The organism is uncultured Xanthomonas sp., assembly GCF_964278005.1.
In the GTDB taxonomy this organism is placed as follows: Bacteria; Pseudomonadota; Gammaproteobacteria; order Xanthomonadales; family Xanthomonadaceae; genus Xanthomonas_A; species Xanthomonas_A sontii.
Genome location: NZ_CAXYKF010000018.1, coordinates 134,634 through 146,570 on the forward strand (window position 1 = coordinate 134,634; position 11,937 = coordinate 146,570).

General features: G+C 70.2%; 11 protein-coding genes. 7 read left to right on the plus strand and 4 right to left on the minus strand.

Features of this window, described 5'->3' with window-relative positions:
- Positions 1-647: 647 nt before the first annotated feature.
- The gene (locus ACHWVH_RS12480) at positions 648-2,246 is read right to left on the minus strand and encodes a transglycosylase SLT domain-containing protein (protein WP_267117059.1); all 1,599 of its coding nucleotides are present in this window, start codon (positions 2,244-2,246) and stop codon (positions 648-650) included.
- 335 nt (positions 2,247-2,581) lie between these two features.
- Between ACHWVH_RS12480 and ACHWVH_RS12485 the strand changes: the two genes are divergently transcribed.
- Both ACHWVH_RS12485 and ACHWVH_RS12490 read left to right on the plus strand, forming a co-directional pair.
- Positions 2,582-4,087 carry a DUF853 domain-containing protein gene (locus ACHWVH_RS12485; RefSeq protein ID WP_267093787.1) on the plus strand — a complete coding sequence of 502 codons (1,506 nt, stop codon included), beginning with the start codon at positions 2,582-2,584 and terminating at the stop codon, positions 4,085-4,087.
- Between the two features lie 58 nt (positions 4,088-4,145).
- Complete coding sequence (locus ACHWVH_RS12490) at positions 4,146-4,598, plus strand: GFA family protein (RefSeq protein ID WP_295926825.1); 453 nt, start codon at positions 4,146-4,148, stop codon at positions 4,596-4,598.
- A gap of 129 nt (positions 4,599-4,727) precedes the next feature.
- On the opposite strand, the gene nudK is transcribed toward ACHWVH_RS12490, so the two are convergent.
- Positions 4,728-5,330: a GDP-mannose pyrophosphatase NudK gene (gene nudK / locus ACHWVH_RS12495; protein WP_267102997.1), complete on the minus strand. Its 603-nt coding sequence runs from the start codon at positions 5,328-5,330 to the stop codon at positions 4,728-4,730.
- A 255-nt stretch (positions 5,331-5,585) separates the two neighbouring features.
- Here nudK and ACHWVH_RS12500 point away from each other — a divergent pair, with 255 nt between their 5' ends.
- Entirely contained in the window at positions 5,586-6,866 is a 1,281-nt protein-coding gene (locus ACHWVH_RS12500) for a hypothetical protein (protein ID WP_295908711.1), read from the plus strand.
- Positions 6,867-6,932: 66 nt separating this feature from the next.
- On the opposite strand, the gene ACHWVH_RS12505 is transcribed toward ACHWVH_RS12500, so the two are convergent.
- A complete protein-coding gene (locus tag ACHWVH_RS12505) occupies positions 6,933-8,372 on the minus strand; it encodes a rhomboid family intramembrane serine protease (protein WP_394687280.1) in 1,440 nt (479 codons plus the stop codon).
- A gap of 108 nt (positions 8,373-8,480) precedes the next feature.
- On the opposite strand from ACHWVH_RS12505, the gene greB reads away from it, so the two are divergent.
- Positions 8,481-8,987 carry a transcription elongation factor GreB gene (gene greB / locus ACHWVH_RS12510; RefSeq protein ID WP_017911327.1) on the plus strand — a complete coding sequence of 169 codons (507 nt, stop codon included), beginning with the start codon at positions 8,481-8,483 and terminating at the stop codon, positions 8,985-8,987.
- 50 nt (positions 8,988-9,037) lie between these two features.
- Here the strand turns inward: greB and rimO are convergent, their stop codons facing one another.
- Positions 9,038-10,426 carry a 30S ribosomal protein S12 methylthiotransferase RimO gene (gene rimO / locus ACHWVH_RS12515; protein WP_295926831.1) on the minus strand — a complete coding sequence of 463 codons (1,389 nt, stop codon included), beginning with the start codon at positions 10,424-10,426 and terminating at the stop codon, positions 9,038-9,040.
- 155 nt (positions 10,427-10,581) lie between these two features.
- Between rimO and ACHWVH_RS12520 the strand changes: the two genes are divergently transcribed.
- From ACHWVH_RS12520 to ACHWVH_RS12530, 3 genes are read left to right on the plus strand one after another with little or no spacing between them, the layout of a single operon-like run.
- Complete coding sequence (locus ACHWVH_RS12520; protein ID WP_267085063.1) at positions 10,582-11,244, plus strand: dienelactone hydrolase family protein; 663 nt, start codon at positions 10,582-10,584, stop codon at positions 11,242-11,244.
- A gap of 8 nt (positions 11,245-11,252) precedes the next feature.
- The gene (locus tag ACHWVH_RS12525) at positions 11,253-11,660 is read left to right on the plus strand and encodes an HIT family protein (protein WP_295926835.1); all 408 of its coding nucleotides are present in this window, start codon (positions 11,253-11,255) and stop codon (positions 11,658-11,660) included.
- Between the two features lie 28 nt (positions 11,661-11,688).
- The gene (locus ACHWVH_RS12530; protein ID WP_003467495.1) at positions 11,689-11,856 is read left to right on the plus strand and encodes a LiaI-LiaF-like domain-containing protein; all 168 of its coding nucleotides are present in this window, start codon (positions 11,689-11,691) and stop codon (positions 11,854-11,856) included.
- Positions 11,857-11,937: the final 81 nt, after the last annotated feature.

Consider the following 11,937-nt stretch of genomic DNA (forward strand, 5'->3'; position numbering starts at 1 on the left):
AGACACCCTTGTCGGAGGGACTTCAGTCCCGACGCATTGGCGCTGAGAGACCGCGAGCTCGCAAGGGATGTCTGAAAAAGCCGCGCGCCCCGACACTGCGGCTGCCGCACCCTCATCCGGCGCTACGCGCCACCTCCCCCCGAAAAGGGGCCATGGTCCCGAGGGGAGAAGGGATGGGGATCGCGCTTGGATCTCGCGGTCGACGTTCATGCCAGCGACCCGCGAGATGCAATGGCCCCACTGTGGGAGGGACTTCAGTCCCGACGCATGGAAGGTGACAGACCGCCAACCCGCAATGGATGACCGAAAAGCCGCACACCCAACACCGCGGCAGCCGCACCCTCATCCGGCGCTTACGCGCCACCTTCCCCCGAAAAGGGGGCCATGGTCCCAGGGGGAGAAGGGATGGGCCGCGCTCGGGTCTCGCGGCCGGAGCTTCAGCTAGCGACCCGCGAGATACAACGGCACCCACTGTGGGAGGGACTTCAGTCCCGACGCATGGACGGTGACAGACGGTCCGTCCGCGATGGATGACCGAAAAGCCACGCGCCCAACACTGCGGCAGCCGCACCCTCATCCGGCGCTGCGCGCCACCTTCCCCCGAAAAGGGGGCCATGGTCCCGGTGGGAGAAGGGAGCGACAGCGCCCTACTTCTCGCAGCCCACCAACTTCAGCGACTGCCCCGGCTTCAGCGCATAACCCGGCGCACGCAAGCCATTCGCCTTGGCCAGCTCCTTCAGGTCGCAGTCGTGGCGATCGGAAATCCGGCCCAGGGTGTCGCCCTTGGCCACGCGGTAGTTGCGCACCTGCTTCTGCTTGGGCTTGGCCGGCGCGGGACGGCCGGTGGCCACCGTGGTCGGCACGCCGGCGACCGGGCTGACGTCGCCCACCGCCACGTTGCCGGTGAGGTCGGCGACCGGCGCCGGGCTGCCGCTGCGCACGGCGGAGGTGACGTCGGCGGTGATCAGCGCGCGCGCCAGGTCGGCGCGTGGGCCGCTGACGCAGTAGCGGTTGTACAGGCCGACGATCTTGGTGGTGGCGTTGATGGTCACCCCGGCCGGGATCCAGCCGTCCGGCTCGTAGCGCGGGTTGAGGTTGCGCAGCGCGCGCATGTAGCCGTCGCGGGTGCCGTCGCTGCCCAGGCAGATGGTCAGTTCGTAGATGGTGGTGGACTTGGCCAGACGCAGCGTGGCCGGCTGCGCATTGATCTTGGGGAAGGCCACGCCGTACTGCTGCGGGTGCAGGAAGATCCACGCCGCGGCGATCACCATCGGCACGTAGTCCTTGGTCTCGGCCGGGAACTGGTTGTACACCGACGCGTCCCAGAAGCTACGGCCGGGCATCTGGTTGAACACGCGCGCGGCGCGGCCTTCGCCGCCGTTGTAGCCGGCCAGCGCCAGTTCGACGCTGCGGTTGAGTTCGCCCATGCGCTCGTTGATGTAGACCGCGCTGGCCTCGGCGGCGCTGCGCGCGTCGTAGCGGGTGTCGAAGCCGGTACCGTCCGGGCCCAGGCCGAAGCGGCGCCCGGTGGCCGGCATGAACTGCATCAGCCCGGCAGCACCCACCCGCGAATTGGCGTGCACGCGGCCGTTGGACTCCTTGGCGATGATGCCGAACAACAGCGCTTCCGGCAGGCCGCGCTTCTCCCATTCCGGCCACATGATCGCGCGCAGGTTCTGGTAGTTCTCGTAGCTGCTCATCAGTGCCGGCCGCATGTCGGTGAGCCAGCGGCGGATGCCGGCCTGTACCGCCGGGTTGTACTCCACCATCGAATCGAAGGCGTGGCGCTTGTCGTTGAGCAGGCGCGCCGCGCGCGCGGCTTCCGGCACGTCGGCGGCGAGCGGGCTGATGTGGTCGGGGTCGGCCTGCAGCGGCGCCGAGTCGTCGTCGGCGGCATCGGTGTCGCTGGCCTGGCCCTGCGCGTCGGCCTTGGCTTTCAGCAGGCGCTTGTACGCGCCCAGATAGGTGCCCACCTCGCAGCCGCGCTGCTTGATGCAGGCCTGGATCACGTCCTCGATGTCCTCCAGCGCGGCGTCGCTTTCCTGGGTGCCCTTGGGGTCGCTGTTGCCGACCAGCACCAGGGCGTCGTTGTAGCGCTTCTCGGCGGCGGCCAGGCGCTGGTCGAGGACGGCGATGGCGGCCTGGTCGCGGGCGGACACGCGGGCTTGGGCGGCAGGAGCGGTGCAGGTCAGCGCCACGGCAGCCGCGACGGGCCACGCGTGGGTGAAGCGGAACGGAAGGGGCATGGTGGGACGCGGCGACGGAAAGGCCGCAGGGTAGCCCCCGCCGTCGCATCGCGGCAAGGTCGCGGCGGCCAGGGTCCGGCCCGCGGCGGGGCCAGGGTTCATCGCCGGCGGCCATCCCGCACCGCAACACAAGTACCGCGCGCGCTGGCTCCCGCGCCACCGATGTCGTCGACCATGCCGGTGCAGCCCCCGCGAACGACCACACCTCGCAAAGACCGCGGCTGGCCGGGAGTACCGGCAGTTGCAAGCCGGCGCAGCGCGCCCGCGGTGGCTCGCACGCGTTCGGCCACGCCGCGTACGTTCTAGAATCCGGGCATCTCATTGCGGACCCCGATATGGACCCGATCCTGCTAGGCAAAGGCGTGACCGACGACATCGCAGTGCTGCTGCAACCGCGCCTGGGCAACCGCCACGGCCTGGTCGCCGGCGCCACCGGCACCGGCAAGACCGTGACCCTGATGACGCTGGCCGAAGGCTTTTCGCGCATCGGCGTGCCGGTGTTCCTGGCCGACGTGAAGGGCGACGTGGCCGGTCTGGCGATGCCCGGCGACGGCAGCGAGAAGGTGCTGCAGCGCGCCAGGGAGATCGGCGTGGCCGACTACGCCCCTGCGGCCAATCCGGTGCTGTTCTGGGATCTGTACGGCAAGCTCGGCCATCCGGTGCGCACCACCGTCAGCGAGATGGGCCCCACCCTGCTGGCGCGCGTGCTGGAACTCAACGACACCCAGGCCGGCGTGCTCGACATCGTGTTCAAGCTGGCCGACGACCGCGGCCTGCTGCTGCTCGACCTGGACGACCTGCGCGCGCTGCTGGCGCTGGTGGTGGAAGAGCGCAAGGACATCTCCACCGAGTACGGTCTGGTCAGCGCGCAGTCGGTGGCGGCGATCCAGCGTGCGCTGCTGCGCCTGGCCCAGGACGGCGGCGAAGGCTTCTTCGGCGAACCGGCGCTGGACCTGGCCGAGCTGATGCGGGTCGACCACGACGGTCGCGGCGTGATCGGGATCCTCGCCGCCGCGCAACTGGTGCTCAAGCCGCGCCTGTACTCGACCTTCCTGCTGTGGCTGCTGTCGGAACTGTTCGAGCGGCTGCCGGAAGTGGGCGACCTGGACAAGCCGAAACTGGTGTTCGTGTTCGACGAGGCGCACCTGCTGTTCGACGATGCGCCGCCGGCGCTGGTGCAGCGCATCGAGCAGGTGGTGCGGCTGATCCGCTCCAAGGGCGTGGGCGTGTACTTCTGCTCGCAGTTCCCGGACGACGTGCCCGACAGCATCCTCGGCCAGCTCGGCAACCGCGTGCAGCACGCGCTGCGCGCCTACACGCCGCGCGATCAGAAGGCGGTGCGCACCGCCGCCGAAACCTTCGTGGCCAATCCCAAGCTGGACGTGGCCAAGGCCATCTCCCAGCTCGGCACCGGCGAGGCGCTGGTGTCCACGCTGCAGGACAAGGGCGTGCCGGCACCGGTGCAGCAGACCCTGATCGCCCCGCCGCGCTGCCGCATGGGCGCGATCACCGACGCCGAGCGCGCGCAGGTGCGCGCCGGCAGCCCGGTCGGCACGCGCTACGACACGCCGGTCAATCGCGAATCGGCGGCGGAACTGCTGGCGCGCCGGGTCGAGCAGAGCGCCGACCACAGCGCCGCGCCGCCGGCGCGCACCCGCGAACAGGACGAAGCGCAGGACAGCGGCTTCGGCCAGGCGGTCAAGGACGCGGTGTTCGGCACCAAGCGCCGCCAGGGCATGCTCGAGGCGATGGCCAAGCAGACCTCGCGCACCATCGGCAACCGCATCGGCCAGCAGATCGTGCGCGGCATCTTCGGCAGTATCTTCGGCGGCAAGCGCTGAGCGCGGCCGACGCCAAAGGAAGCTCCAGCATGGACAGGAACGCGATGAGCGCCTTTCAATGATGTCGCGGCAAGACAAGCCGACAACGCTCCAGGGAAGCTGCCACTGCGGCTGCCTGACCGTCGCGTTCTCGACGGATCAACCGGCCGAGGACATCCGTCCGCGCGCCTGCGACTGCAGCTTCTGCCAGAAGCATGGTGCGGGATACGTTTCCGATCCCGCCGGCACGCTGCGACTGACGGCCACGCATGCCGAGGCCGTGCATCGTTATCGCCAGGGTGCGGAGGCCGCGCAATTCCAGCTGTGCCGCCAGTGCGGGGTGCTGGTCGCGGTCACGTTCGAGCATCAGGGGCGGCTTTACGGTGCCGTCAATGCCGGCTGTCTGAACAAGACGCCGGCGTTGGGGGCCGCAGCACCGGTGTCCCCACAATGGCTGGACGCCGAGGCAAAAATGGCCCGATGGCGGCAGGCGTGGGTGCCGGACGTGCAATGGGTCATCGCTGACACCTGAGCATGCCTGCCGCACACCGTCGTCACCAGCGATCGACAGGCGCAGCGTTCAGAACGCTGGATGCGCTGTTAGGCGCGGCCTTCGATCCTGGCGATGCCACCCGCAGAGACAAGAACCGATAAAGCTACGCTAGGCCAGCAAACCGTGCAGCTTGGCGTACTGCAGCAGCATGATGGTCTTGGCGTCGGCGATCTCGCCGGTGTCGATCATCGCCAGCGCCGCATCGAGCGCCAGCTCCAGCACTTCGATCTCTTCGCCCTCGGCGGCCACGCCACCGCCGGTACCGACCTTGTCGCGATCGACATACTCGCCCACGAAGAAGTACAGCCGCTCGGTCACCGAACCCGGACTCATGAACGCCTCGAACACCTTGCGCACGTTCTCGATCCGGTAGCCGGTCTCCTCTTCGGTCTCCTTGCGGATGCAGGTCTCCGGATCGTGGCGATCAAGCAGGCCGGCGCAGGCCTCGATCAGCATGCCGTCGGGGTTGCCGTTGAGCAGGGTCGGCAGACGGAACTGGCGGGTCAGCATCACCGTGCGCTTGGCGCGGCTGTACAGCAGGATGGTCGCGCCGTTGCCGCGGTCGTAGGCCTCGCGCGTGAGCGCCTGCCAGCTGCCGTCGTGGCGCTGGAAATCGAAGCTGACCTTGCGCAGCACGTACCAGTTGTCCGACAGCACTTCGATGTTGGTGACGCGCACGCGCGGGTTGCCGGAAACGAAGGAGGAATCCAAGCGAAGCTCCAAGGGGGAATGGGGGATGCGCAGCGCGTGTGCAGGACCATCGGCCTGGCATCGCGCTGTCCACGTTGGGGCGCAGTGTAGCGAGCCGGCGTATGGCGACGGCGGGGCGGAACGCACGTTGCGCAGTCGACCACACAATGGCTGCAGGCAACCCACGGGCCCAACCAGAGGCTTGCCCGGCGGCCCCCGATTGCGTGCGCCGCAGCCGACCCGCACAATCGTCACACTTCGTAGACAGGGGGCGTCATGGAAGACCGTCGTCGCGCGGGCGCGAGCCGCGTACACCGCAGCACACCCGAACCGTTCTGGGCGCGCACCCGCGCCATCGCGCTGTATCCGCTGCGCGGCGGCGCGCTGTACGCGCTGATCGCGCTGACCCTGTGCAGCCTGCTGGGCATGCTGCCCGGCATCGGCTGGATCCTGGGCATCGTCACCACCCTGGCCATCTACAAGTACGCCTTCGAGATCCTGCGGCACACCGCCGATGGCTACCTGGACGCGCCGGAACGTGGCTTCGACATCGGCGACGGCGTGGTGCTGCGGCTGCTGGCGATGATGATCCTGCTCGGCGTGGCGGTGTTCGCCGCGCTGCTGCTGACCGGGCCGGTCGGCGGCCTGCTGATGCTGCTGGCGGTGGTGCTGCTGCAGCCGGGCATCCTGATTTCCCTGGCGATGGACGGCAGCCTGCGCCGCGCGCTGAACCCGGCGGTGTCGATCGGCCTGGCGCTGCGCATCGGCTGGCCGTACCTGGCCGCGTTCGGCCTGCTGTTCGTGATCCAGGCGAGCGCGCTGGGTGCCGCCGCCTGGCTGCAGCGCGTCCTGCCGCCACTGGTCGCCGACCTGGCGGTCACCGTGGTGACGATCTGGGGCCTGTTCGCCGCCTTCCACCTGATGGGCTATCTGGTCTACCAGTATCACGCCGTGCTGGGCTACGAACCTGCCGCCGACGCCGCGAGCGGCTTCACCCGCCACGACCCGGACCAGCGCGTACTCGACGAGGCCGAACAGCTGGTGCGCGACGGCCATACCGACGACGCGCTGCAGGTGCTGCGCAGCGAAGTGCGCACCCGCGCAGTCAGCCTGGGCGTGCACGAGCTGTACCAGCGTCTGCTGCGCGGCAGTGCGCGCCAGGACGAACGCCGCGAGCACACCCGCCAGTACATCCACCGGCTGCTGCAGGAGAAGCAGGAACGGCGGGCACTGGCCCTGCAGCGCGAGGCGCTGGATGCCGATCCCGACTTCGTGCCGCTGCTCCCGGAACAGGCCACGCTGCTGGCCGAACGCGCGCAGCTGGCCGGCCAGTTCCGGCTCGCCGCCGACGGCCTGCAGGCCGCGCTGCGTGCCTGGCCGAAGGCACCGGAACACAGCACCTGGTCGCTGCAGGCTGCCTTGCTGCTGGCCGAACGCTTCGGCGAGGACGCGCAGGCGCGCGGCCTGCTGGAACACGCGCTGAGCCGCTGCGACGACGAGGTGCAGCGCGGCAAGCTGCAGGCGGCGTTGCGCGCGGTGACGATCGCGCCGGTCTAGCGCGTCCTGCGCGGCGTGCCGAACGAGGGGTGGCACTGCGCACCCCACGCGTGCCGAGCAGCGCCCTCAGGCATTGGCGAGCAGGAACCGCGCCTTGTCCGCCTGCGGCAGGTCCGGATACCGCACGATCACCCCCTCCAGCAGGCGCCGCCACTCCGTCATGGCCTGGCGTTCGCCGTGGCCCAGCGCGAGCCGGAACCAGGCCTGCGCCTGCTGCTCGCGTGGCGACACCGCATCCTGCGCCAGCAGCGTCTCGGCCTCGGCCAGCATTCCCAGCGCCATCCAACGCGCGAACAACGCCGCACGCATCGGTGCATCCAGATCGCCGGCCGCGGCAAGCACTGCCGCCTGCTGCTGCGCCTCCTGCACGGACGGCGCCGCCAGGCGCAGCACGTCCAACGCACGCAGCCGCGCCGTCGCGACCTGGCCGGCGTTCGCGGCCAGGCGGTAGCGTGCCAGCGCCACATCGAAGCGCCGCGGCGCTTCCGCCGCCAGCGCGTCCAGCAATGCGCCGGCCTGGACGTGCTCCAGCCGGCCCAGGTGCGCCTGCGCACGCTCCCAGCGGTCATCGGCCAGCGCCCCGCCATCGTCGCGCAGGAACGCCTCGCGCGTCTGCCCGGTTGCCACCAGCACGGCACCGAGCAGCGCGCCGACCATCAGTCCGCCGGCATGCGCGTCGAAGCCGATGCCGGCATCGCCGTTGTACAGCAGGTTGTACAGCTCCCAGCCCAGCCACAGCGGCAACAGCACGATGGCCGGCGCACGCACGTAGTCGAACAGCACCGCCACCCAATAGAAGAAGCGCACCGGACGCCGTCCCCACACCACGCAGAACGCGCCCATCAGCGCGGCGATGGCACCGGACGCGCCAAGGCCCGCCCCTGCCTCGCCCCAGCGCCAGCACAGGCTGGCCGCGCTGGCGCCGAACGCACCGAGCAGGTACACCGCCAGGAACCGCCAGCCGCCGATCGCGCCTTCCAGCAGCGTGCCCAGCGCCAGCAGGAACAGCATGTTGCCGAGCAGGTGCATGGCGTCGGCATGCAGGAACGCGGCGCTGAGCATGCGCGCCGGCGCCCATTCCGAGCTGCGCTGCACATGGCGCAGGGTGAACACGCGCTGCAGCAGCGCGTCGTAATGCGCGCGCAGCGGCGTCCACGCCCGCTGTGCACCGGCATCGGCGAAGGCGCTGCCGTCGCGCATGGCCTGCACGAAGCGCACGTCGTGCACGGTGGCGGCGCCGACGAAGGCCGGCCGCTCCGCCGCCGGTACCTGCTGCAGTTGCGCCAACGCCTCGCGCTGACCGCTGCGTTCCAGATGGCGCGCGTAGGCCGGCGCTTCCAGCGCACCGAGACCGGAGTCCAGGTAGTAGCGCTGCGCCTGCCGCAGCGGCGCCGCGTCGTGGCGCTGCCAGCCCGCGTACACCGCGATGTTGAGCAGGATCAGCAGCAGCGTGACCACCGGAAAATTGTCCCGCGACAGCGGCTTGTGCAGCGGCAGGATCAACATCGAAGAACGTCCATGTGCGGGGCGGCGCCAGCTTCGGCCATCGCCTGCGGGTGCGCAAGCCGCAGGCACGCGCTAGCATCGCCACCCCGCTCCACCGCAGTCGCACCGATGAGCCGCTGGCGTCCCCCTGCCGAAAAAAGCACCGCACTGATCACCCCGGAAGGCCATGCCCGGCTCAAGGCCGAGCTGGAGGAACTGTGGCGGGTGCGCCGCCCCGAGGTGGTCAAGGCGCTGGCCGCGGCGGCGGCCGAGGGCGATCGCTCGGAGAACGCCGAGTACACCTACCGCAAGAAGCAACTGGGCGAGATCGACCGCCGCGTGCGCTACCTGAGCAAGCGCCTGGAAGCGCTGCGCGTGGTCGCCGAGGCGCCGTCCGACCCGCAGGCGGTGTTCTTCGGCGCGCACATCGAACTGGAGGATGCCGACAGCGGCGAACTGCGCCGCTACCGCATCGTCGGCCCGGACGAGACCGACGCGGCGCGCGGCTGGATCAGCATCGATTCGCCGCTGGCGCGTGCGCTGCTGAAGAAGCGCGTCGACGACGAAGTGGAAGCGCAGCTGCCCGGCGGTCGCCACAGCTTCGTGGTGGTGGCGGTGGACTACGCCGCGCCGTGAGCGCGCGGCGCCGTGGCGCCGTGGCGCCACGCATGCCGCCGCCTGCAGCGTCAGAGCACCCGCAGATCCAGCGGCGTTGCCGACGACGCCTGCGCCGGCAGGGCATCGCCGAACAAGTCGTGCTCGTCGCTGTCGGTGATCTCCACCTGCACCAGATCGCCCGGCTTCAGCCCAAGCTCGCCGCCGTTCTGGATATGCACCAGGCCGTCGATCTCCGGCGCATCGGCCTTGGAGCGCGCCACCGCGATGCCGTCCTCCAGCAGGTCGACCAGGCACTCCTGCACCGTGCCGATCTTGGCTTCCAGGCGCGCGGCGGAAATCGCCGCCTGCCGCTCCATGAAGCGCGCCAGCCGCTCCTGCTTGAGTTCCTCCGGCACCGGATCCGGCAGCGCATTGGCGCTGGCGCCTTCCACCGGCGAATAGGCGAAGGCACCGACGCGGTCCAGCTGCGCGGCGTCCAGGAACTCCAGCAACTGCTCGAACTCGGCGTCGGTCTCGCCGGGGAAGCCGACGATGAAGGTCGAACGCAGGGTGATCTCCGGGCACAGCGCGCGCCAGCGCTGCACGCGCTCCAGGGTGCGCTCCACCGCGCCCGGCCGCTTCATCAACTTGAGGATGCGCGGGCTGGCGTGCTGGAACGGGATGTCCAGGTACGGCAGCAGCTTGCCCTCGGCCATCAGCGGGATCACGTCGTCCACGTGCGGATACGGATACACGTAGTGCAGGCGCGCCCACGCGCCCAATTCCGACAGGCCCTCGCACAGCGCCTTCATCCGCGTCTGGTAGGCGCGGCCGCGCCACTCGCGCTCGGCGTACTTCAGGTCCACGCCATAGGCCGAGGTGTCCTGCGACACCACCAGCAGCTCGCGCACCCCGCCCTTGACCAGGCGTTCGGCCTCGCGCAGCACCTCGTCGACCGGGCGCGACACCAGGTCGCCGCGCATCGACGGAATGATGCAGAAGCTGCAGCGGTGATTGCAGCCTTCGGAGATCTTCAGATAGGCGTAGTGGCGCGGGGTCAGCTTGACGCCGATGTCGTCCTCGGCGCCCCGCGCGCGCGGCAGCAGGTCCACGAACGGGTCGTGGCGCGGCGGCAGCGCCGCATGCACCGCTTCCATCACGCTCTGGTAGTCCTGCGGGCCGGACACCGCCAGCACGTCCGGATAGGCCGCGCGGATCTGCTCCGAGCGCTTGCCCAGGCAGCCGGTGACGATGACCTTGCCGTTCTCGGCCATGGCCTCGCCGATCGCCTCCATCGACTCGGCCACCGCCGAATCGATGAAACCGCAAGTGTTGACCACCACCACGTCGGCCGCGTCGTAGCTGGGCACGATCGCATAGCCCTCCACGCGCAGCTGGGTGAGGATGCGTTCGGAATCGACAAGGGCCTTCGGGCAGCCGAGGCTGACGAAGCCGACTTTGGGGGTCGCGAGAGACATTGGGGCCGGGGTCCGGGGGCCTGGGAGAAAAACAGCGCGCGAAGTATACCGGGCCGGGGCCGCCGGCGCGGCCCGGCCGGTGTGCGCCCGCTCACCCCGGCTTAGCCTGGGGCATGGATAATCCGCCGCTTCCCCCACGCCACAGGAATGCCGCCATGGGCCACTGGACCACGCTCGACACCGCTCACGGCCAGGTCTCCGCCTGGCATGCCCTGCCCGAGGGCACGCCGCGCGGCGGCCTGGTCGTCATCCAGGAAATCTTCGGGGTGACCGACTACATCCGCGAGGTCGCCGACCGCTACGCCGCCCACGGCTACGAGGTGCTGGCGCCGGCGCTTTTCGACCCGGTCGAAAAGGACGCGCAACTGGCCTACGACCAGGACGGCGTGCGCAAGGGCCTGGAACTGGTCGGCGCGCTCGGCTTCGACCGCGCCGTGGACATCGTGCAGGCGGCCGCGCAGGCGCTGGCGCCGGCCGGCAAGGTCGGCACCCTGGGCTACTGCTGGGGCGGCAGCGTCGCGCTGCTGTCGGCGCTGCGCCTGGGCCTGCCCTCGGTGAGCTACTACGGTGGCCGCAACACCCAGTTCCTGGACGAGACGCCGAAGGCACCGGTGCTGTTCCACTTCGGCGCGCAGGACGGCAGCATCCCGGCCGAGTCGATCCAGCAGCACCGCGAGAAGCTGCCGCAGATGCAGACCTTCGTGTATCCGGCCGGGCACGGCTTCGACCGCCATGTGGATCCGAACCACTATGACGCCGACAGCGCCGAACTCGCCCGCGAACGCAGCCTCGCGTTCCTCGCCGAGCACGTAGGCTGAGCCGCGGCATGGCCGACTTCGTCCTCGACCCGCGGCTGCAGGCCGACAGCGCGTTCGTCGCCGACGGGCCGCTGTCGCAGGTGCGGCTGATGGACGACGCGCGCTTCCCGTGGCTGCTGCTGGTGCCACGGGTGGCCGAGGTCAGCGAATGGATCGACCTGGACGGCGCCCAGCAGCGCCTGCTGCTGGCCGAGATCAACCAGCTCTCGCAGCTGCTGCGGCAGGAGCCGGGCGTGCACAAGCTCAACATCGGCGCACTGGGCAACGTGGTGCGGCAACTGCATGTGCACGTGCTGGGGCGGCATCCGGGCGACGCCGCCTGGCCCGGCCCGGTGTGGGGCAATGGCGCCGCACAGCGGCTGCCGGCCGAGGAGTTGCAGGCGCGTGTTGCGGCGTGGCGCCAACGGCTACGATAGGCGCCCTTTTTGCGGAAGCCGCGTCTCCATGAAATCCAATGTGATCGCCGCCATCGTGCTGATCGTGATCGGCCTGGTGTTCCTGGCCAACAACCTGGGCTGGACCAATCTGAGCCTGGGCCGCCTGATCGCCACCTGGTGGCCGGCGATCCTGGTCGCGGTCGGCGTCGGCATGCTGTTCGGCCGCGGCAAGTAGCTGGGGCCGGGATTGGGGATTCGGAAGTGGGGAGGAGCTGAGGCGACTCCCCCCCCCAGCCGCGCGCGGCGCGCGCGCGGC